Here is a 19788-nt window from a genome sequence, read left to right on the forward strand (position 1 = left end):
TTTAAACATCCACAAATGAAATTATTTTTAAGGCTAATATTAATAGCAACAGTATACTTTAGCAGCCGGGCGATGGGGCAAATACATCAATATCAGGAAGCTTACCGGCCACAACTTCATTTTTCGCCAGGCGCCCACTGGATCAATGACCCGAATGGCATGGTTTATATTGATGGTTCATACCATTTATTTTTTCAATATTATCCAGGCGGCACAACCTGGGGGCCGATGCACTGGGGACATGCGACCAGTAAGGATCTGGTACACTGGAAGGAATTGCCGATTGCACTGTATCCGGACAGCCTGGGTTACATTTTTTCGGGTAGCGCCGTTGTGGATTCAAATAATACATCTGGTTTCGGCAAGGATGGGAAATATCCGCTTGTGGCCATATTTACCCATCACGATTCTAAGGGAGAGAAGGCTGGGACCGAGACGTTCCAAAATCAAAGCCTGGCTTATAGCCTTGACCAAGGCCAAAGCTGGACCAAGTATGCTGGCAATCCGGTATTGAAAAACCCGGGAATAAGGGATTTTCGCGATCCTAAGGTGATGTGGTATGCAGAGCAAAAGAAATGGATCATGACTTTGGCTACCAAAGATCATATCACGTTTTATTCGGCACCTGATCTGAAAAACTGGAAGAAAGAAAGCGAGTTTGGCTTAACAGTTGGTGCTCATGGTGGCGTATGGGAGTGCCCGGATCTGTTCCCATTAAAATTAAACGGGAAGACCTATTGGGTACTGATCGTCAATCTCAATCCCGGCGGCCCGAACGGCGGATCTGCGACTCAATACTTTGTTGGACATTTTGACGGGCATGAGTTTGTACCCGTAGATACCCGTATACGCTGGATAGATTACGGTCCGGATGAGTATGCCGGCGTTACCTGGAGTAATACGGGCAGCCGCAAATTGTTCTTGGGCTGGATGAGTAACTGGAATTATGCAAACGAGGTGCCGACCGAAAAATGGCGGAACGCGATGACCATACCACGTGAACTTCAATTGAGACAAAGTGATTCTGGCATCCTGGTCACTTCTATGCCGGCTAAAGAATTATATAAAAACGCTGCGGGCATGGCGATAACGTTAACAAACGTCAAACTCAACCGGCATCTCGACCTGTCGAAATATACCGGCTCTTTGAAAAATCAGTATGTGTTGAAAGTGAATTTTGCTCGGATACAAGATTGTTCGGTTCATTTGGTTAGCGAAAGCGGCGATAAATTGACCATCGGTTTTGACAAGGCGAAAAACCGGTATTATATTGACAGAACTAACGCGGGCATCATTGACTTTCACAAAGGTTTTGCCGGAAGATTTTATGCGCCGCGTTTAACATCCTCCAAAAGCGCCGATTTGACTTTGGTGGTGGATAAATCCTCAATCGAACTTTTCGCAGATGGTGGGCTAAGCGTGATGACGGCTATATTTTTCCCTAAGGCAAATCTTGAAAAATTGATTCTGGAAAGTCAAACCGAAGTGACAATTCAAAAATTGCAAATAACAGGACTCAAATCTATCTGGAAAAACTAAAACAGGTTGCTAACTTTTGTTTTATTTAAAGGACTACATTTTCGCCTTCGCAATCTGGTCATTTTAAATTGGCCAGAAGGGGGAGATCATGAGTGGCTTATCCAATCAAAGAACAAAACCTGTCTAAAGATAAACGGAAAGATTTGAAAAAAAAGGCAGGTAAGATAGGGGCGGAGAGGTGTTGAGAACAAAAAAGAAGCATCCTGGAAAATGAGGTTCAAAGCCGACTGGAATAAAGCAAGTAAAAAGAAAGAATACGAAACAAAAGACTATAGTTTCAAGTTTAAAAAGTTTTATGACCTGTTTGCCTCCACTGGTAATATGGTCGACGGAATCACCAATATAACCAAGGGCAGGTGATGATGATTTTGGGGGTAAGACGGAGGCCGATGGATATATAGACTTGGTTATTCCCAAGTTTGATGTGATAAAGAGTCTGGAAGATGTATCCGGTATCAGTGCAAATTTTATGTTGATTAAAAACTTTATGAAACGATTATTAATATTTTTACTAACAGCTTTCATGGGCTATTCATGTAGTGCACAACAAAAAGTGGATTTAGAGAAATTGACATTTAAAGAAGATCCACGGGTTATCGTAAAAGATCGTAAAAAATCTGCTGATAGAACAGAACCTTTAACCTCTTTACCAGCTTATACTACTTATGATATTGAAGGTTACAGTTTTGGGCCTGTGTCATTAACAGAACATTGTTTTGTTGCATTTTTGCTCAACTCTATCGAAGAAAAGAAATTAGTTGGGCTCATTATAGGATTTGAAACCACTGCAGAATCAGAAGCAATCTATAAGTATGTATCACAACGGTATGGCAAGTCGGTGGTGCTTCAAAAAGAGGCTCAATTAAAAGATAGCCATAACAAGCCTTATCAAGGTTCTTCTGCTTTTTTGTGGAGAAACATACAGCCAGGTAAATCTTTACTGTTATCAAGCATTTATGAGTTTGTAGATGGTAAGCCGATCAAGCATACAGACTTAGTACTCATTAACAATGACCAGAAACCAGCTTATGAAACCAATTTTAAAACAGTGCTTGATAGGGTGATAAAAACCTATACACCATAATGGTCTTCAAAAATTTTTGTTGCAAAAAATCACATCGTACATGCCGGGCAAACACGCAGAAGATGCAATCGAAGTTTGTTATATATAAACCTATTATCCATCACTCTGAATATTCGACTGGTAATCGGTTATTTTCTCAGGTTGAAGGGTTTACAAAATGCTCGAATTATTAAAAACCGTTGACAGATTACATAAAAATCTTTAATATTTATTCACGCTTCACGCCAACCATAATGAATCTATTTATTTGATTTCTGTCAAATATTGAAGAATACGACAGGGAATCCATATCAAAACTTTTATTTGATACAAGAGCAAATCCTAATTCAATCCGATAATCAAAGCTATTTGGGAGATATTTGTAACTATTATACCTAATTATCTCCATTCCGTCAAAATCAAAATAGCCCTCTCTTTCGTGATACTCATCTCCGAAAATTTGCTGGTGGAGAGATATTAGTACTTTAGTCGAGTGGAGTATTAAACTTTCGACATGCTCTTTAAATTCCTTTACCACCAATTTTATAAACTACCAATTTATCGTAGTCTCGCCACTCTTATAATCTCTGAATATTTCTTCATTGAAGGTGATTGAGTGTTTTGACTTGTCTATTTCGATTGACGTAAACCATTCATTCCGCGGATAATTGATTTGATGATCAACAAATTGATTGAATTATATTTCGATATCGTCAATTAGCCGTTTCATAAGGTGTAGTGTTACTTTTTGTAAAATGTATAGATTTTATCATCAGTGAATGTGGCGAATTTGCTGATAATGAGCAACAATTAATAGAAGAAGTTAAGAAAGAGATTGAAAAAAGAAGTTAGTTACTTAAAATTCTCCTAACAAAAAACCCTAAGCCAACATACGTTCAACTTACGGTAAGTGAATTAAATAACTGGTTAGGGGGGGATCTTATTTGTCATCATAAAACTGGTAATAAACGTCAAATAAATAGTCATGAAAACCCCATCCAATATCGATAGTATCATTTACTATTTTTCGCGCTCTATCGGAAAACTTATCCAGTAAACTCTCGTTTCTTATAAGTTTCAAAACAGCCAGATATGTTGATTCTATGCTGGAATAAAATGCCTCATTGATATCTCCAAAGTCGTTTGTAAATTGCACACCAGTTTCCACGTAGAAAAGCATCAAGTCAGCAAGTAAATCCGACGAAGCTCCTAATTTTTTAAAGTCACTTATTGCTTGTTTGCCGTCTTTGAGGTTGTAGCCGTAACCCCGTTTTGGATAAAATGCTTCAAATACCTTGTCACGGTATTTATTGAATAGCTCTCTTTCATTTGGATTTACATAAAAGTCGAAAAACTCTTTAACCGATTTGTTTTTTGTATATAAGTCGGCTATAAGATTAATGATTTTCTCCTTGTCGAGTTTTTTAAGTTCTTTCTTAATGTCACTCAGTCCCATATCTTTTTAATTGCCGTTTTGGCTACTATAGTGAAAATTTCTCTTTCGAAAGATAAAATAATGCGATTGAATATTAAAAAGAAGATTAACAATAATGTTAAACATTTTCCCTATAGCAAAAAAACCGTAAGTCAAACTTACGTCAGACTTACGGTCAGTACCCAGCGCCGGAGTCGAACCGGCACGGTTTCCCACAGGTGTTTGAGACCAGCGCGTCTACCAATTCCGCCAGCTGGGCATCTTTGATTCTAAACGACTTTGATTGTTTAGAAGCGGGCTGCAAATGTATTTAAAGAATCCTTAATTCGCAATAGATATTTCTGTTTAAAGTAAATATCTTTGATGTTTTTTAAGGTTGTTATCTTATTAGCCTGATTATCTGTTTCATAATTTTTGATCAGGCTGGATAATTGGGCATTTAAATCGTTTTCTATACCTGCAAGCTGTGTTTTAATTGCCAGTAAACCTGCTTCGTCATCAACTTCCATCAGGTTTTCATTAATTTCCATCATCTCCATTAAAAAATCGGGGGCAAGCTGATGTTTATCTCCTTCGGCTAACAGTCCGTGTTGTTGCAGGATATATTCCGTTAATTTGGGCGGGTTTGACAGTACCTGGTAAGCTTTGTTATTTAGGGTGGATAGTTCTAAAATCTCCTGTTGCCTGGCCTCGCTTTCGTTAGCGTAAAAATCAGGATGATAGCGTTTACTCAGCTCGTAAAATTTATTTTTCAAAACTTTAGCGTCAATTGTAAATGACTCCGGAAGCCCGTAAAATTCAAAGTAACTTGTGGTCATCGGTGTGTGTTGTGGAGTTATTAAGTTATTGGTTATTCAGTTACTGGTTATTGAGTTATGCAGACCCGTAGCCATCGCTAATGAAACAGAAAAGAACATAGCTATTTACTATTTATAAGTTTTACAGCAGAAATACAGTAGCCAATAACTTAATAACCCATTAACTAATTAACCACCCAATAACTACTTCACCACGTGCTTAATGATATCGTTACCATAAACAAATACCATCAGGGTTATTAAAATTACAAAACCTACAATTTGTGCACGCTCCATAAACTTATCGCTTAACGGTTTGCCTTTAATCATCTCAATAATCAGGAACATGGCATGGCCGCCGTCTAACACGGGGATAGGCAACAGATTCATCAGGGCCAACGCCATTGATAATAAGCCCACCAGGCCCCAGAACTTGGGCCAGTCGATATGACTGCCAAACATGGTTGCTATTTGTACAGGGCCTGCAAATGCTTTATTAGCCTTTACTTCGCCTTTAAATACCTTACCTAAGCCCTTGGCATTATCAGCGAAACTGCTCCACGCTTTTGATGCGCCAACCGGCAGTGATCCGAAAAAACCAAATGTTTCTTTCTTTTCTTCCGGAAAGCTATCCCTGTCTCTTGCAAAGCCGAGCGTACCGTCAGGCTTAACATTTACTACAAGGTCTTGCAGGGTGCCGGCTCTTTTAACCGATAAATGTGTTTGCCCGTTTTTATACTTGGCTATTTGATCCTGGTATTCGTCAAAAAACTGGATCGGTTGGTTATTAACCGCTACAATACTATCACCTTTTGCCAGGCCAGCCTTAAAGGCGTTGCTGTTGGGCACCACAGAATCTACTTTAAATTTGGTACGAAGGTTAATAAACTCGTCGATACCCAAGTCTGACAGATCATTCAAAATGGTAGGAGGGATGGCTATAGTTAACACGTTGTTACCGCGTACTACAGTAAGCTTGGTATTCCCCATTAAAACTTTTGAGGTTCTTAACTCATCATAGCGTACTATAGGCTTGCCGTTAATTTCGGTTATTTTATCGCCCGCTTTAAGGCCTATTTTTTTACCGATAATGCCGGGAGCAATACCGTATTTGACGCTGCTTGAAGGGATATAAGTTTCTCCGTATTTAACTGTCAGCATCCAGAAGATGAAGATGCCCAATACAATATTGACAAAAATACCTGCCAGCATCACAATTAAGCGTTGCCAGGCTGGTTTTGAGCGAAACTCCCAGGGCTGGGCAGGGCCTGCCATTTGCTCGGTATCCATAGATTCATCAATCATCCCGGCAATTTTCACATAACCGCCTAATGGCAACCAGCCTATACCATATTCAACACCTTTATAATGAAATTTAACCAGGCTAATATTCCAGGCATCAAAAAACAAATAAAATTTTTCTACTTTAATTCCAAAAGCGCGGGCCGCTAAAAAGTGCCCAAGCTCATGCAATATCACCAAGATCGAAAGGCCCAGTATCAACTGAACTATCATTATTACTACACTCATTCCTTCTAATTATATCAAATGGTTATCATCGCCGATGGCGTTTGCGTTATTAAACTTTGTGCTAATATGCGGGTTTCTTTATCAGTATTCAAATAATCGTCTAATATAGGTTGTCCTATAAAACTTATTTTCTGCATACATATTTCAATAATATCGCTCATACCTAAAAAACTGACATTCCCATTAAGAAAGCTGGCTACGGCAATTTCGTTTGCGGCGTTAACAATGCAGGGCATATTACCAGCTTGATTAAGCGCCTCAAAAGCAATAGCTAAATTACGGAAAGTTTTTAAATCTGGTTTTTCGAAGCTGAGTTGGGGGTAATCCATAAAATCGAATCGTTTAAAATCGCTTTTAATACGATTGGGATAGGTAAGCGCATACTGGATGGGCAGGCACATATCGGGCAAGCCCATCTGCGCCTTAATGGAGCCGTCTTCAAACTGCACCATGGAGTGAATGATGGATTGCGGATGTACAATCACTTCGATACGGTCGACATCTACATCAAAAAGCCATTTAGCTTCAATTACTTCCAGGCCTTTGTTCATTAATGAAGCTGAATCAATGGTGATTTTAGCGCCCATAACCCAGTTAGGATGTTTTAACGCGTCGTTTTTAGTAACTCCTGTTAAATAATCCAGGTTTTTTCCACGGAAAGGACCGCCCGAGGCCGTCAGTATCAATTTTTCAATCCGGTTGTTTTCTTCTCCGGCCAGGCATTGAAATATAGCTGAATGCTCCGAATCAACAGGTAAAATATTTACCTGGTGTTGTTTGGCCAGCGATGTAATCAGCTCGCCTGCCACAACCAATGTTTCTTTATTTGCTAAAGCAATGGTTTTACCAGCCTTAATAGCGGCTATAGTTGGCTCTAAACCGGCAAAGCCCACCATGGCTGTTAATACGGTATGAATAGCCGGCTCAGTAACAACATCTTTGATGGCCTGGCTACCTGCTAATACCTGGATAGGTAAATGTGCAAGCGCAGCTTTAACGTCAGCGTACTTACTCTCGTTGCCGATAATAACATAAGCAGGCAAAAAATGTTGAGCCTGCTCAATCAGCAGGTCGGCATTGGTTTGTGCTGTGAGTATATATGCCCTGAAAATGCTTGCATTTTTACTTATTACTTGTAAAGCCTGCGTGCCTATGCTGCCGGTGGAGCCAAGTATAGCTATATTTTTTATATGTTGTTGATGCATTTATTTCCCAGCTGAAACCGGTCTCCGCCTTTCTTCTCTATTTGCAAAAGTATTATTCTTTTGGCAATTGTTATTCATTAATTGAGTAATAGGATAGTTCATCTGCAATTTTGCGGTCGTTAGCTAATCTGGGTACTTTATTTTGGCCACCTAATTTACCTTTTGAGCGCATATAATCAATAAAAGCATTCTTTTTAAGCGGCATTATTTTTAAAGGCTGTAAAATACTACCTTTAATGAGGTCAAAGTAATAAATATTTTTCTTTTGTAAAGCCTCATCTACTTTTAAACTGAATTCGGCTATGTTTTTGGGTGACCCTGCAAACTCAATAAACCATTCATGATAGGGGAGCTGCCCCTGCGGCGGATTTACTTGTGGCGCAACAGTAAATTCGGTAATATCAACACCTTCGGCTTTAGCCACGTTCAGTAGGGCGTGTTCTACTTCTTCGCCTATCACATGCTCTCCAAATGCTGAAATATAATGTTTTATGCGACCGCTTACCATGATCTTATAAGGATCTTTAGAAATAAATTTAACGGTATCGCCTATGCTGTAGCCCCATAAACCTGCATTTGTATTCAGTATCAAGGCGTAGTTTTTATTAAGTTCCACATCTTTTAATTCGATACGGGTAGGGTTGGGATCAAAATATTCATCTACGGGTATAAACTCGTAAAATATTCCGGAATCGGCGAGCAGCAATAAACCTTTATCTTTTTGCGAATCTTGGAAGGCAATGAAGCCTTCGGAGGCGGGATAAGTTTCTATCGAATCGATAGGGAATCCAATGCTATCTTCAATGCGGGCGCGGTAAGGCTCGTAATTTACGCCGCCGTAAACAAACAGCTTAAAGTTTGGGAAAATATCTTTAATCTTTTTTTCGCCCGATTTTTGCGATAACCTGTCGAAGTACATCTGGCACCAGGGTGGGATACCCGATATCAGGCGCATATCCTCGTTCAGTGTTTCGTCAACAATGGCGTCAACTTTTTCTTCCCAATCTTCGATGCAATTAATCTCGTAGCTTGGCTTGCGGTTTTTTTGAAGGTATTGCGGTACATGATGGGCAACAATGCCTGACAGGCGACCAACCTGGATGCCGTGTTTTTCGGATAGGATAGGGCTGCCTTGTAAAAATATCATGCTGCCATCTACAAAATCGGTTTTCCCGGTTTCGTGAATGTAATTGAGCAAAGCATTGCGGGCGGCTTTAATATGCTCGGGCATGCTTTCCTTAGAGATGGGGATATACTTTACCCCCGACGTAGTACCCGATGTTTTAGCTAAATAAGCAGGTTTGCCGGGCCACATGATATTTTCTTCGCCGTTAACAACACGGTCGATATAAGGCCGAAGATCTTCATAATCCCTTATCGGAACATTCTTTTTAAAGTCATCGTAAGTTTTAATAGCTGCAAACTGATGGTCTTTACCGAAGGCCGTTTCACTGGCTTGCTGTATTAAACCTGTAAATGTTTTTTGCTGGAGACTCACCGCGTTTTTACGCAGTTTATTGAGTTGGATGTTAATGATGGCCGCAAATGGTTTGCTTAACGCTGCTTTAAATCCCATAGTTATAATGCTTCGGCAACGATGTCGTCAACGTCCTGATGGCTATAAATGAGCTTACGATACATTGCAATCAATACTATGTTCACGAAGGGATAAACGAACACAAAAAATAAGATCACCGCAATTGCCTGATAGGATAGGTATAAAAGTATCAGCAGCACTATCATTGATATAATTATAGACAATATGAGTACAACTTTAGAGATGTAATTTTTTGTAAGGGCTATGCTTTGCCTTAATGATTCAATTGGGCCGGATTTATCATCAACAATGAAAGAATTGAAAAACATAATGCGCAATATGGTATATAAACCTATGCCTGCACCTATATAGTCGGCTATCTGGTAACTAAGGGAATCTTTTTCTAACTTTCGCAGAATAAATATCTCATATGTAGCAATAAAAAAACCTATGATGAAAATCACACATAAATAACTGAATATCATTTTAATATTTGGTAAAACCTGCTTGAATTCGAATTCGTAATACTCACTGTCTATCAAAGTGAAAATTAGTTTATAAAGCCCTAACGTGGTGAAGGCCTGAATAAGAACAAGAACGAAAGAGGCAAACAACTTAGGATAAAACTCGCTGGACGGCAACAAAATACTAATAATGATGCCCATAATAAAACTTAGCAGGAACGCAATAATTGAATATACGCTAATAGTAATAAAGTTTTTTTTAAAAATGTCCCATGCAGTTTTAATGGTTTCTGCAACAGAAAATGGATGATACATGAGTTTATGATGTTTTAATTATTACACGCTTCCACAAATCTTCCATAAACCCAAGCCCGTAAGCGGTGAGTTGAATAAATGCGGCAATAATACTCAAAAATGCAATTTTTAATGATCTGTTTATAATTAACGAATGAAAAAATATTAACAATATAATAACGAGCACTATGATGTTGCCCAATAATTTTAGCGGTGAGTTAATGATGTTGAGTAATAATGTAATTATTAAAAACAAAGTAAACAGAGCAGGGAAAAAGTGAACCATTTTTAGCTCGCCGGGGAAAAATCGATAAATGTTAATACGCGCCCGTCCAAAAAAATGCAACTGCTTAAAAAATTGAATAAAATCAGTACGGCGTTTATGGTAAACCAGTGCATCGGGTATTAACCCTATTTTAAAACCCATTTTATGGATGCGGATGCTGAACTCAATATCCTCGCCCAGCCGGGTGATAATGAAGCCACCGGTTTTTTCCCATACCTGGCGGGATATACCCATGTTGAAACTACGCGGGTGAAACTGACCAAGGCCTTTTTTGTTACCTCGGATGCCCCCGGTGGTAAATGGCGAAGTCATGCTGTAGCTGATAGCCCTTTGTATAGGAGTAAAAGAGGTTGTAGCGCCGTCTGGGCCACCGTAAGCATCCAGGTGGTTGGTGTACAGATAGTTTTTAACAATGTCGAGATATCCTTCGGGTATCAGGCAGTCGGAATCAAAAACGATAAAGTAATCGCCTTTGGCCCTGGCAAATCCATAATTACGAGCAAAGCCCTGTCCTTCGTTAGGTTTTACGTAGTAACTAATATCAAGGCAGTTGGCAAATGTTTCAACTACGGCTTTTGCATCATTCACCGATCCATCCTCTATAATCAAAACCTCAAATTGGGTATAGGTTTGCCGGGTTAGTGTTTCCAGCAGCTCCTTTATCTCTTGTGGCCGGTTATATAGGGGTATGATGATGGAAAAAAACATTTCTCGTTAATGTGCAAATTTGTATAGGTATTTAATGTGCAGATATGCAAATGCTTTTATCCAATGTGCAAATGTTTTTACATTTAGTAACATTTGCATATCTGCACATTCTCGCATTTGCACATTCAAATCAGTTATAATTTCTCTTCTATCTGGTAGTTGTTTCTTTCTGGAGCGTTGCGAGATACCAGCTCGGCAACAAAGCCAGTTAAAAATAGTTGAAAGCCTACAACTATAGCTACTAACGCAATGTAAAAAGCGGGGTTGTCTGTGGCATCACGATAAGGCACATGCAAATGGTATTTTTCGTTTTGATAAATCAGATACTGCTTCTCACAAACAATCCATATTGCTATGATAAACCCGGTCATGAAACTTAATACCCCCATGGTACCAAAAAAGTGCATTGGCCGTTTAGCAAATTTACCTACAAAAAATATCGACAACAAATCCAGAAAGCCGTTTACAAAACGGCTCATACCAAACTTGGTTTTGCCGTATTTACGCGGAAAGTGCTCAACTACCTGTTCGCCAATTTTGGTGAACCCGGCCCACTTAGCCAGTACAGGGATGTAACGATGCATTTCGCCATATACCTCGATATTTTTCACCACAGTTTTGCGGTAAGCTTTTAAGCCGCAGTTAAAATCGTGCAGGTTATGAATGCCCGACATTTTACGGGTAACAGAGTTAAACAGCTTGGTAGGGATGGTTTTACTTAAAGGATCGTGGCGCTTGGCTTTCCAGCCGGATACCAGGTCGAACTTCTCTTCCATAATACGCCGGTATAATTCTGGAATTTCATCAGGGCTATCCTGCAGGTCGGCATCCATCGTAATTACAACATTACCAGCAGCAGCGGCAAAGCCTACATTAAGCGCAGCCGACTTGCCGTAATTGCGGCGAAACTTGATAGCTTCAATAAATTGATTACCATCGCTTAGCTTGCGGATCATCTCCCACGACCCATCATTACTTCCGTCATCAACTAAAATGATCTCGTACGAAAAGTGGTTCTCGGCCATTACCTTGCTTATCCATGAGGTAAGCTCTGGTAACGACTCCACTTCGTTATATAAAGGAATTACAACAGATATGTCCATTTATTGCGGCCAAAGCTGGCAGGGTAAAACTACCAGCTTTTTTAAAGAATAATTTAAATTTAACATTTTTTATGATATTCAACTACTACTTGCTCAGTTCGGCAAAATATTTATGAAATAGCGGAATAGTTTCTATCCCCTTATAGTAATTAAAAATATCATACTTCTCGTTAGGCGAATGCAGGTTATCGCTATCCAACCCGAAGCCCATTAACACGGTTTTGATGCCCAGCGCCTCTTCAAACAACGCAACAATAGGGATACTGCCGCCGCCACGGGTTGGGATTGGCTTTTTGCCAAATGATTCTTCAATAGCTTTTTGAGCCGCCTTGTATGCTATGCTATCTGTTGGGGTAACAACAGGCTCGCCACCATGATGCGGTGTTACTTTTACTTTGACATAAGCCGGGGCAATTTTTGTAAAATGATCGGTAAACAACCTGGTGATTTTATCTGATGATTGATTTGGAACCAGCCTCATTGAGATTTTAGCATTTGCTTTTGATGGCAATACCGTTTTTGCGCCTTCGCCAATGTAACCTCCCCAAATACCGTTTACCTCAAGAGTTGGCCTGGTACCGGTACGTTCAATAGTACTGTAACCCTTTTCGCCCCATAGCTCGTTAACATCCAAATCAGTTTTGTACTCCTGCTCATCAAATGGCGCCTCGTTAAGTGCATCGCGTTCAGCTCCAGTTAATTCAACTACATCATCATAAAAGCCCGGGATAGCGATATGATTATTTTCATCATGGAGCGAAGCGATCATTTTAGCCAGTATAGTAGCGGGATTAGCCACCGCGCCACCATAAACGCCCGAATGTAAATCGCGGTTAGGACCAACAACTTCAACCTCAAGGTATGATAAACCCCGCAAGCCGGTTTCGAGCGAAGGATTTTCCATGCTGATCATCGATGTATCAGAAATTAGAACAACATCGGCCTTTAAACGCTCTTTGTTGGCCTTAACAAAAATACCAAGATTTGATGATCCTACTTCCTCTTCTCCCTCAATCATGAATTTGATATTGCAAGGCAGCGTATTGGTTTGCATCATCAGCTCAAAAGCTTTAACATGCATGTAAAACTGCCCCTTATCGTCACAGGCTCCGCGCGCATAAATTTTGCCATCCCTAACGGTTGGTTCAAAAGGAGGCGTTTTCCATAGCTCAAGTGGGTCGGGTGGTTGCACGTCATAATGCCCATAGGTTAAAACGGTTGGCAAGCTTGGGTCTATGATCTTCTCTCCGTAAACTATCGGGTAGCCAGCTGTAGTGCACACTTCCACCTGATCAGCACCGGCGTCCCTAAGTTTTTGAGCAACAAACTCGGCCGTTTGTAGAACAGATTCCCCATACTTAGGATCGGCGCTTACCGACGGGAATCTTAACAGATCAAAAAGTTCGTTTAATATTCTATCTTTATTGTGTTCAATGTATTGTTTGATAACCTGCATAGGGTGAATTTTTAAAGGCAAATATAGAATATTAACTTTTAACAGATGTGCAGAAAATCCCTTGGTTTAAAAAGAGTTTGACTGGAATTTTAAATGCGCATATATGGTTGTATATTTGCTTGGTTTACTCTATGTTAAGAGCTGGCAATAAATTCGGAATGAGCTATTGTAAGGTATTTTTACTTTTTTTTCTTTTATTTTTCACCTCAACAGCGCTGGCTCAAACTCCAAGTTGCAGCGTTGCTTCTAAATTTTACAGTAAAGATAGTATTAATGTAACCACGTTTGGAGCGAGTACTGTAGCGGGTGTTAATGGCTTTTCGTTTCAGCCTTATCTAAAGAAAAATTTTGAATATTGTTACGTTGGAAAGGTAGTTACCGTAACTAATAATGGTGTTCCAGGAGAAACAACCGCTCAGGGATTACTGCGTTTTCCGGCTGCTATAGCAGGCAGGACTGGTTTTGTATGCATACTGATAGGCTTAAACGATGCCTTAAATCTTGCCCTTTCGCCAATTAAATATACTCCGGCGCAAATCAACAAAACCTTAGCTATCACTCAGGGTAACATGGAAAAAATGATAGAGATGTCGTTAAACGCCAACCTTGTGCCCATTATTGGCACCCTCCAGTTTATAAATGATAAAAACAACAAAACGTATGCTGTAGCTAATAACTATATTAAAACTATAAATGCAGGCTACGTCCGTCTGGTTAAAAAATACCAAGGCAAGGTTTATCTTGCCGATATCAACGCCGCATTAGGTTACGATTTTAAGCTTTACCAGGCGGATGGATTGCATCCTAATGATAAAGGAGACAGGATAATCAGTTACGTTTGGTTTGATTCGATCAACGATGCCATTGAAAACAAACTGTTATTGATAGGTCTTGATCAAAACTTTCCTAACCCCGCTGTCGGTAGCACCACCATCGGCTTTAGTTTATCCCAGTCGGCCAATGTGCTTATTCAGTTGTATAACATAAATGGCGTTCCTGTAGGCACCATAACCAATGAGTTTTACAATTCGGGCTATCATAAAGTCGTGTTTCCGCTAACTAATCTCAAGCCCGGTATTTACATTTATGTAATGCGAATTGCCGGTAGGGAGCTCGCAAAAAAAATGATTGTGATAGGCTAATCCTAATAATCACTTCAATCAATCGGCAGTGGCTACTACATCGTACGACGGTTTACCAGCTTTAGTTTCCGAAACATTAATGGTACTTTTTTTAATATTTAAGCCAGGTGCAGCCTTAACGAGGGTGTTGTCTTTTTTGAGGTTGCTTGATAAAACTATGCCAGTAGATAAGGTGGCAAAAGCAATGATGATGATCTTTTTCATGATTGGTACTTTTTATCAGGTGATGGTTAAGATGAATTAAGGATTAACTGTTCCTGTAGAGCCAGTATAATCTCCGTTGCCTACATCGTTTTTATCTGCTACAACAGTTTTTTGAGGTTTAACAGAATTGTCTTTGGTGCATGATGATACCAAGCCGGTAGTTAATATCGCAAAAGCAATGATGATGATCTTTTTCATGATTGGTACTTTTTATCAGGTGATGGGTAAGATGAATTAAGGATTAACTGTTCCTGTAGAGCCGGTATAATCTCCGTTGCCTACGTCATTTTTATCTGGCACCGCATTGGTTTGTGGTTTAACAGAATTGTCTTTGGTACATGATGACACCAGGCCGGTAGTTAGTATCGCAAAAGCTATGATGATGATCTTTTTCATGAGTATTACTTTTTATAAGTTGATGGTTAAGATAAATTAAGGATTAACTGTTCCTGTAGAGCCGGTGTAATCTCCGTTGCCTACATCGTTTTTATCTGCTACAACAGTTTTTTGTGGTTTAACAGAATTGTCTTTGGTACATGATGATACCATGCCGGTAGTTAGTATCGCGAAAGCTATGATGATGATCTTTTTCATGAGTGTCACTTTTTATAAGTTGATGGTTAAGATGAATTAAGGATTAACTGTTCCTGTAGAGCCAGTATAATCTCCGTTGCCTACGTCATTTTTATCCGGCACTGCATTGGTTTGTGGTTTAACAGAATTGTCTTTGGTACATGATGACACCAGGCCGGTAGTTAATATAGCAAAAGCTATAATGATGATCTTTTTCATGAGTATTACTTTTTATAAGTTGATGGTTAAGATGAATTAAGGATTAACTGTTCCTGTAGAGCCGGTGTAATCTCCGTTGCCTACATCGTTTTTATCTGCTACAACAGTTTTTTGCGGCCTAACAGAATTATCTTTGGTACATGATGATACCATGCTGGTAGTTAGTATCGCGAAAGCGATAATGATGATCTTTTTCATGAGTATATGTGATTTTATAGGGATGTAGGTTAATCTCCGTTACCTACGTCGTTTTTGTCTGGCGAAATAAACTTTTGAGTTTGAGCTGAAGCCGGTTTTACTGAATTGTCTTTGTTGCAAGATGAAATCAATGCGGTAGCGAGTACAGTAAATGCAATAATGATTACCTTTTTCATATTTCTGTCGGGTGGGTTCAAGAATGTGTTATTATTTTATTGTCGAGTTAATCGCCGTTACCAACATCGCTCTTATTGGGAATAACAACTATTTTGAGCTTTGCATTTGAAGGTTTAATCGAACTATCTTTTGTGTACGACGGCGCAATGCCGGTAAAAAGAGCAACAAATGCTATAATGGTGATTTTCTTCATTGTATTTCGCGTTATTCGCTGTGTTTTAATCTGTCAACTTTTAATTAAACAATCATTTCTCGTTTTAACAGGCATCGATAGTTTCGATGCTTGCCAACATCAAATACTGGCTTTTTCTCCAAATCTAAAATTTCAATTTGATGTTATTGAAGTCCAGAAATGTGTTAATTTAATTCACTATACCTATCTGATATGTAATTATTTACTTACTTTATTTAAATATTTTGTTGATGCAAACATAAATTTTAATTTTCATATTGCAAAATTTTTTTTATAATTTTGCGATTTTTTTTTGAAAAAATTTATTTCTTTAATAAATGAACTATGTTCAAGCATCGCCCGTATAAAACTAATTATTAAAATTTGGGTTCACCATTACAAAATATTACTTTTATTTAATGAAAATCAAATTTCTATTTGCGTTACTTCTTAGTTGTTTGCTTTTCTCTGAAGTTGATGCAAAAGGATTTAGCGACAATCCAAATCCGGACACCATTCAGGTTAATAAAATCAATAAACAGGCATATAATAGCAGGTTAACAGATCCCAGCGGAACTATTAATCAAGCTAAAAAAAGCCTTGCACTGGCTATTAAAATAAATTACATCAACGGTATTGGGGAAGCATACCGCGTGTTAGGCCTTGGCTATTACTATTTAACACAACAAGAAACATCACTTGATTGTTATTTAAATGCACTAAAATATTTTCAAAGTAACAACAACTTAAGCGGCCAGGCTAAGGTGAACAATAATATTGGCACGCTATACCGCGAAAGCGACTACGATATTGCCATCGATTATTATTTTAAAGCTTTGAGCATAGCACAAAAAATAAAAGATGAGGACCTTATAGCCACCATTGATCTAAATTTCGGCAATATATACTATCGGAAAAAGAACTTTACCAAGGCTTTAGAATATTACGATAAAAGCAACGTGTTATTTACCAAATTAAATAACACGGTTAACCTGATCCAATGCCTTCAAAACAGGGGAGTTATCTATTATAACCTGAATCAATTGGATAAAGCCAGGGAACTTTTGTTAGAAGCTAACCAACAGGCCAAAACAATGGATTTGAATATGGCTGTTGCCAGCATTAACTTAACCCTCACCTCGCTTTTTATTGCCGAGAATAAATTTGATTTGGCGGAAACCTATCTAAACGAGGGCCTTGCATTTTCAAGGCAGGTTAAAAGCACCAAGCTTGAATATGATTACAAACTGACCAGGTATGAGCTGGAGTTTAAAAGGAAAAATTATAAAAATGCATTATTCAGTTTAAGGGACATTTACAAACAGGATAGCGCAACCTATAAAAATAACATATCTGTACGGCTTAACCTGATTGATGAGCAGCACAAGCATCGCGAAAAAGAACAAGAAAACGAACGTATCATCGAGCGCCAGAAGTATGACAGGCAAATGTTTTGGGCAAGTGCTCTGGTGGCAGGCCTTTTTTTGGTTGTGATTGTTTTACTGATATATAATGTAAACCGAAAAGCCAAAACTAACAAACGCCTTACGGAACTGAATGCTAAGATATCCGAACAAAAAGAAAATCTGAACCAGATCAACCATCACCTGGAAGAAATTATTGACGAACGAACAAAAGATCTCCAGATCAAGAATAAAAAACTCGCAGACTACTCGCTTCATCTATCCCACCAGATTCGCGGGCCTATAGCGACTTTAAAAGGACTACTGAATCTTGAAAAGGATGATTTGATTCAGCAGGACGAATGTATTAAACTAATGAATAAATGCGTATCTGAAATTGACGACAATATTATAGATATGAGCGGGATGCTTCACGAATCTGCAAAAAACGGATAGTTATCCATCACTTGCCAATAAGCAACTATGGTATACACTTATTGCACACTGATTTTCAAAACGAATAAGTGTGCATAATTGATTTAATGTATTTGCCAGTCAATTGGTTGTTTGCCTTCTTTGGTTAAAATAGCATTTGTTTTTGAAAAATGGTGGCAACCAAAAAAACCGTTGTATGCCGAAAAGGGTGAGGGGTGTGCCGCTTTCAGGATATGGTGTTTTTTTTCATCGATTAACACGGCTTTAGCTTGTGCAAATTTGCCCCAGAGTAAAAATACAACTCCTTCCTTTTGTTCCGATATTTGGCTGATCACCTTATCCGTAAAAATTTCCCAGCCTGACTTTTGGTGCGACCCGGCAGAATTTGCACGTACAGTGAGGGTTGCGTTTAATAATAACACGCCCTGTTCTGCCCATTCCGTTAAATCTCCATGGGTTGGCATGATGAAGCCTGGAATATCGGTTTGCAATTCTTTATAGATGTTTTGCAAAGACGGGGGGAGGGGTACACCCTTTTGCACTGAAAAAGATAAACCATGCGCCTGGTTAGCACCGTGATAGGGATCTTGCCCCAGTATCACCACCTTTAGGTTTGTAAATGGGGTAGTCCAAAAGGCGTTAAAAATATCTTTACCTCTTGGATATACTACCTGGCCAGTATTCTTTTCTTCTTTTAAAAAGTTTTTAAGTTTCAGCATGTAATCCTGCTCAAATTCGCTCTTTAAAATATTTAGCCATGAGGGCTCTAATTCAATCGACATAAATGTAATTAGATGTTGGTTAACACCACAAATAAACGGATATTTGCGCAGTATAAAATTACAAATTATGTCAAATATTGTTCGGTTAGTTATTGCATGTGCTGTTTTAGGTGCTGCTATTGTAATGTCTGTTTTTGGTTTATGGGGATGGGGTATACTGGTTTTCCTGATAGGCGGATTGGTTTTACTAACTTTCTTTTTAAATGAAAATATGCTGATAGCGCAATATTTTCTGCGTAAGGAAGATACCACTAAGGCAGAGGAATGGCTATTGAAGATCACCGACTATGAAAAGCAATTGTATAAGGCGCAGCACGGATACTACAATTTGTTAATGGGCTTAATAGAATCGCGCAAAGCACCCTTAAAATCCGAAAAATACTTTAAAAAAGCATTAACCCTGGGCATGAAGATGTCTCATAACATCGCATTGGCTAAATTAAGCCTTGCCGGAATATCAATGGCTAAGCGTAACAAGCGTGAGGCACAGATGTACTTACAGGAAGCGAGCAAAGCAGATACCAATAAAATGCTTACTGAGCAGATAAAGATGATGAAGGGGCAAATGGCCCAGATGGATAAGCAGCAAGTAGTACGTGGCGGCTATCGCCAGCAGTTTTAATACAATAGTTAAAAACTACTGATAAAGGAGGATTTCCTTTATCAGTAGTTTATTTTTCGTCAAGATGACTGTAGTAATCCGGGCTTACCGATACTGCAGCTTCACTGAAGTTCTTATCAGAAATAGCGTGATCTTCAGATGGGTTTGATATCTCTACTATTCGCAGTAAGTTACGGATAAATGATAGATCGAACTTGTTTCTGTTAAACTTAATCAGGTATTCGTTTTCCGTTATTTCCAGGCTTGTATTGATCATGGTGTTTACATTTTTATAATTATAAAAATATAAATTGATCCATTAGCAAAAGTGTTACTTTATTTAAGTTTTCATTAAGTTATTGTAATCAATTAACGTTCATCTGTAAATGCAGGAGTTCAATAGAATTCATGGTATAAGTATTACCGATACACTTTGCGTGCGCCGTTTTCCATTAGGTTGTATTT

The 19788-nt window shown here is 38.8% G+C and carries 25 protein-coding genes and 1 tRNA gene; 6 read left to right on the plus strand and 20 right to left on the minus strand.

The features are described from left to right. The first annotated feature begins 15 nt into the window (after positions 1–15). The 3 genes from MUCPA_RS32805 to MUCPA_RS32810 all read left to right on the plus strand — a co-directional run bounded on the left by MUCPA_RS32805 (position 16) and on the right by MUCPA_RS32810 (position 2623). Positions 16–1539 carry a glycoside hydrolase family 32 protein gene (locus MUCPA_RS32805; RefSeq protein ID WP_157544029.1) on the plus strand — a complete coding sequence of 508 codons (1524 nt, stop codon included), beginning with the start codon at positions 16–18 and terminating at the stop codon, positions 1537–1539. Positions 1540–1749: 210 nt separating this feature from the next. Continuing rightward, on the plus strand, positions 1750–1899 hold the full coding sequence (locus tag MUCPA_RS37995; RefSeq protein WP_008512596.1) for a hypothetical protein: 150 nt from the start codon (positions 1750–1752) through the stop codon (positions 1897–1899). Positions 1900–2026: 127 nt separating this feature from the next. After that, positions 2027–2623 carry a hypothetical protein gene (locus MUCPA_RS32810; RefSeq protein ID WP_157544030.1) on the plus strand — a complete coding sequence of 199 codons (597 nt, stop codon included), beginning with the start codon at positions 2027–2029 and terminating at the stop codon, positions 2621–2623. Between the two features lie 919 nt (positions 2624–3542). On the opposite strand, the gene MUCPA_RS32820 is transcribed toward MUCPA_RS32810, so the two are convergent. The 10 genes from MUCPA_RS32820 to MUCPA_RS32865 form a co-directional block, all read right to left on the minus strand. Beyond that, complete coding sequence (locus tag MUCPA_RS32820) at positions 3543–4058, minus strand: DUF6155 family protein (protein ID WP_008512598.1); 516 nt, start codon at positions 4056–4058, stop codon at positions 3543–3545. A 158-nt stretch (positions 4059–4216) separates the two neighbouring features. Further along, a tRNA-Leu gene (locus MUCPA_RS32825) sits at positions 4217–4296 on the minus strand. Positions 4297–4324: 28 nt separating this feature from the next. Next, the gene (gene hscB / locus MUCPA_RS32830) at positions 4325–4855 is read right to left on the minus strand and encodes a Fe-S protein assembly co-chaperone HscB (protein ID WP_008512601.1); all 531 of its coding nucleotides are present in this window, start codon (positions 4853–4855) and stop codon (positions 4325–4327) included. Between the two features lie 183 nt (positions 4856–5038). Beyond that, a complete protein-coding gene (rseP, locus tag MUCPA_RS32835; protein ID WP_008512603.1) occupies positions 5039–6364 on the minus strand; it encodes an RIP metalloprotease RseP in 1326 nt (441 codons plus the stop codon). Positions 6365–6378: 14 nt separating this feature from the next. Further along, positions 6379–7569, minus strand: a complete 1191-nt coding sequence (locus MUCPA_RS32840) for a 1-deoxy-D-xylulose-5-phosphate reductoisomerase (RefSeq protein WP_008512604.1) — start codon at positions 7567–7569, stop codon at positions 6379–6381. 70 nt (positions 7570–7639) lie between these two features. Then, positions 7640–9145: a GH3 auxin-responsive promoter family protein gene (locus MUCPA_RS32845; protein ID WP_008512606.1), complete on the minus strand. Its 1506-nt coding sequence runs from the start codon at positions 9143–9145 to the stop codon at positions 7640–7642. Positions 9146–9147: 2 nt separating this feature from the next. Next, positions 9148–9885, minus strand: coding sequence for a hypothetical protein (locus tag MUCPA_RS32850; RefSeq protein WP_008512608.1), 738 nt, complete (start codon positions 9883–9885; stop codon positions 9148–9150). A gap of 4 nt (positions 9886–9889) precedes the next feature. Further along, complete coding sequence (locus MUCPA_RS32855; RefSeq protein WP_008512609.1) at positions 9890–10858, minus strand: glycosyltransferase; 969 nt, start codon at positions 10856–10858, stop codon at positions 9890–9892. Between the two features lie 134 nt (positions 10859–10992). Then, the gene (locus MUCPA_RS32860; RefSeq protein ID WP_008512610.1) at positions 10993–11961 is read right to left on the minus strand and encodes a glycosyltransferase family 2 protein; all 969 of its coding nucleotides are present in this window, start codon (positions 11959–11961) and stop codon (positions 10993–10995) included. An 85-nt stretch (positions 11962–12046) separates the two neighbouring features. Continuing rightward, on the minus strand, positions 12047–13417 hold the full coding sequence (locus MUCPA_RS32865) for a dipeptidase (RefSeq protein ID WP_008512611.1): 1371 nt from the start codon (positions 13415–13417) through the stop codon (positions 12047–12049). 158 nt (positions 13418–13575) lie between these two features. Between MUCPA_RS32865 and MUCPA_RS32870 the strand changes: the two genes are divergently transcribed. Then, a complete protein-coding gene (locus MUCPA_RS32870; RefSeq protein WP_008512612.1) occupies positions 13576–14559 on the plus strand; it encodes a GDSL-type esterase/lipase family protein in 984 nt (327 codons plus the stop codon). 18 nt (positions 14560–14577) lie between these two features. Here MUCPA_RS32870 and MUCPA_RS32875 read toward each other — a convergent pair whose 3' ends face one another. From MUCPA_RS32875 to MUCPA_RS38495, 8 genes are read right to left on the minus strand one after another with little or no spacing between them, the layout of a single operon-like run. Further along, complete coding sequence (locus MUCPA_RS32875; RefSeq protein ID WP_008512613.1) at positions 14578–14763, minus strand: hypothetical protein; 186 nt, start codon at positions 14761–14763, stop codon at positions 14578–14580. A gap of 36 nt (positions 14764–14799) precedes the next feature. Continuing rightward, on the minus strand, positions 14800–14961 hold the full coding sequence (locus tag MUCPA_RS38000; protein WP_008512614.1) for a hypothetical protein: 162 nt from the start codon (positions 14959–14961) through the stop codon (positions 14800–14802). A gap of 36 nt (positions 14962–14997) precedes the next feature. Continuing rightward, positions 14998–15159 (minus strand): hypothetical protein, encoded by a 162-nt coding sequence (locus MUCPA_RS38470; RefSeq protein ID WP_008512615.1) that lies wholly within the window; start codon positions 15157–15159, stop codon positions 14998–15000. A 36-nt stretch (positions 15160–15195) separates the two neighbouring features. Continuing rightward, a complete protein-coding gene (locus tag MUCPA_RS38475) occupies positions 15196–15357 on the minus strand; it encodes a hypothetical protein (protein WP_008512616.1) in 162 nt (53 codons plus the stop codon). Between the two features lie 36 nt (positions 15358–15393). Next, positions 15394–15555 carry a hypothetical protein gene (locus MUCPA_RS38480; RefSeq protein WP_008512615.1) on the minus strand — a complete coding sequence of 54 codons (162 nt, stop codon included), beginning with the start codon at positions 15553–15555 and terminating at the stop codon, positions 15394–15396. A gap of 36 nt (positions 15556–15591) precedes the next feature. Then, positions 15592–15753, minus strand: a complete 162-nt coding sequence (locus MUCPA_RS38485) for a hypothetical protein (RefSeq protein WP_008512618.1) — start codon at positions 15751–15753, stop codon at positions 15592–15594. Positions 15754–15782: 29 nt separating this feature from the next. After that, entirely contained in the window at positions 15783–15929 is a 147-nt protein-coding gene (locus MUCPA_RS38490; protein WP_169316217.1) for a hypothetical protein, read from the minus strand. Positions 15930–15976: 47 nt separating this feature from the next. Then, positions 15977–16123 carry a hypothetical protein gene (locus MUCPA_RS38495; protein WP_008512620.1) on the minus strand — a complete coding sequence of 49 codons (147 nt, stop codon included), beginning with the start codon at positions 16121–16123 and terminating at the stop codon, positions 15977–15979. Positions 16124–16521: 398 nt separating this feature from the next. Between MUCPA_RS38495 and MUCPA_RS32880 the strand changes: the two genes are divergently transcribed. Then, positions 16522–17961, plus strand: a complete 1440-nt coding sequence (locus MUCPA_RS32880; protein WP_008512621.1) for a tetratricopeptide repeat protein — start codon at positions 16522–16524, stop codon at positions 17959–17961. A gap of 83 nt (positions 17962–18044) precedes the next feature. Here the strand turns inward: MUCPA_RS32880 and ung are convergent, their stop codons facing one another. Further along, positions 18045–18722 (minus strand): uracil-DNA glycosylase, encoded by a 678-nt coding sequence (gene ung, locus MUCPA_RS32885; protein WP_008512622.1) that lies wholly within the window; start codon positions 18720–18722, stop codon positions 18045–18047. Positions 18723–18789: 67 nt separating this feature from the next. On the opposite strand from ung, the gene MUCPA_RS32890 reads away from it, so the two are divergent. Beyond that, on the plus strand, positions 18790–19344 hold the full coding sequence (locus MUCPA_RS32890) for a hypothetical protein (RefSeq protein WP_008512623.1): 555 nt from the start codon (positions 18790–18792) through the stop codon (positions 19342–19344). 49 nt (positions 19345–19393) lie between these two features. On the opposite strand, the gene MUCPA_RS32895 is transcribed toward MUCPA_RS32890, so the two are convergent. After that, entirely contained in the window at positions 19394–19600 is a 207-nt protein-coding gene (locus MUCPA_RS32895) for a hypothetical protein (RefSeq protein WP_008512626.1), read from the minus strand. Between the last annotated feature and the right edge of the window lie 188 nt (positions 19601–19788).

Origin of the sequence: Mucilaginibacter paludis DSM 18603 (assembly GCF_000166195.2) — a bacterium.
In the GTDB taxonomy this organism is placed as follows: domain Bacteria; phylum Bacteroidota; class Bacteroidia; order Sphingobacteriales; family Sphingobacteriaceae; genus Mucilaginibacter; species Mucilaginibacter paludis.

Excerpts from the sequence above, each read along its gene's own strand:
- MUCPA_RS32845 (WP_008512606.1), bottom strand. The coding sequence starts at position 9,145 with ATGGGATTTAAAGCAGCGTTAAGCAAACCATTTGCGGCCATCATTAAC.
- MUCPA_RS32810 (WP_157544030.1), top strand. The coding sequence starts at position 2,027 with ATGAAACGATTATTAATATTTTTACTAACAGCTTTCATGGGCTATTCA.
- ung (WP_008512622.1), bottom strand. The coding sequence starts at position 18,722 with ATGTCGATTGAATTAGAGCCCTCATGGCTAAATATTTTAAAGAGCGAA.
- MUCPA_RS32865 (WP_008512611.1), bottom strand. The coding sequence starts at position 13,417 with ATGCAGGTTATCAAACAATACATTGAACACAATAAAGATAGAATATTA.
- MUCPA_RS32820 (WP_008512598.1), bottom strand. The coding sequence starts at position 4,058 with ATGGGACTGAGTGACATTAAGAAAGAACTTAAAAAACTCGACAAGGAG.
- MUCPA_RS38490 (WP_169316217.1), bottom strand. The coding sequence starts at position 15,929 with ATGAAAAAGGTAATCATTATTGCATTTACTGTACTCGCTACCGCATTG.
- rseP (WP_008512603.1), bottom strand. The coding sequence starts at position 6,364 with ATGAGTGTAGTAATAATGATAGTTCAGTTGATACTGGGCCTTTCGATC.
- MUCPA_RS32855 (WP_008512609.1), bottom strand. The coding sequence starts at position 10,858 with ATGTTTTTTTCCATCATCATACCCCTATATAACCGGCCACAAGAGATA.
- MUCPA_RS32850 (WP_008512608.1), bottom strand. The coding sequence starts at position 9,885 with ATGTATCATCCATTTTCTGTTGCAGAAACCATTAAAACTGCATGGGAC.
- MUCPA_RS32890 (WP_008512623.1), top strand. The coding sequence starts at position 18,790 with ATGTCAAATATTGTTCGGTTAGTTATTGCATGTGCTGTTTTAGGTGCT.
- MUCPA_RS32860 (WP_008512610.1), bottom strand. The coding sequence starts at position 11,961 with ATGGACATATCTGTTGTAATTCCTTTATATAACGAAGTGGAGTCGTTA.
- MUCPA_RS32895 (WP_008512626.1), bottom strand. The coding sequence starts at position 19,600 with ATGATCAATACAAGCCTGGAAATAACGGAAAACGAATACCTGATTAAG.
- MUCPA_RS38485 (WP_008512618.1), bottom strand. The coding sequence starts at position 15,753 with ATGAAAAAGATCATCATTATCGCTTTCGCGATACTAACTACCAGCATG.
- MUCPA_RS38495 (WP_008512620.1), bottom strand. The coding sequence starts at position 16,123 with ATGAAGAAAATCACCATTATAGCATTTGTTGCTCTTTTTACCGGCATT.
- MUCPA_RS32880 (WP_008512621.1), top strand. The coding sequence starts at position 16,522 with ATGAAAATCAAATTTCTATTTGCGTTACTTCTTAGTTGTTTGCTTTTC.
- MUCPA_RS32870 (WP_008512612.1), top strand. The coding sequence starts at position 13,576 with ATGAGCTATTGTAAGGTATTTTTACTTTTTTTTCTTTTATTTTTCACC.
- MUCPA_RS32805 (WP_157544029.1), top strand. The coding sequence starts at position 16 with ATGAAATTATTTTTAAGGCTAATATTAATAGCAACAGTATACTTTAGC.
- MUCPA_RS37995 (WP_008512596.1), top strand. The coding sequence starts at position 1,750 with ATGAGGTTCAAAGCCGACTGGAATAAAGCAAGTAAAAAGAAAGAATAC.
- MUCPA_RS32875 (WP_008512613.1), bottom strand. The coding sequence starts at position 14,763 with ATGAAAAAGATCATCATCATTGCTTTTGCCACCTTATCTACTGGCATA.
- MUCPA_RS38480 (WP_008512615.1), bottom strand. The coding sequence starts at position 15,555 with ATGAAAAAGATCATCATTATAGCTTTTGCTATATTAACTACCGGCCTG.
- MUCPA_RS38475 (WP_008512616.1), bottom strand. The coding sequence starts at position 15,357 with ATGAAAAAGATCATCATCATAGCTTTCGCGATACTAACTACCGGCATG.
- MUCPA_RS38470 (WP_008512615.1), bottom strand. The coding sequence starts at position 15,159 with ATGAAAAAGATCATCATCATAGCTTTTGCGATACTAACTACCGGCCTG.
- hscB (WP_008512601.1), bottom strand. The coding sequence starts at position 4,855 with ATGACCACAAGTTACTTTGAATTTTACGGGCTTCCGGAGTCATTTACA.
- MUCPA_RS32840 (WP_008512604.1), bottom strand. The coding sequence starts at position 7,569 with ATGCATCAACAACATATAAAAAATATAGCTATACTTGGCTCCACCGGC.
- MUCPA_RS38000 (WP_008512614.1), bottom strand. The coding sequence starts at position 14,961 with ATGAAAAAGATCATCATCATTGCTTTTGCGATATTAACTACCGGCTTG.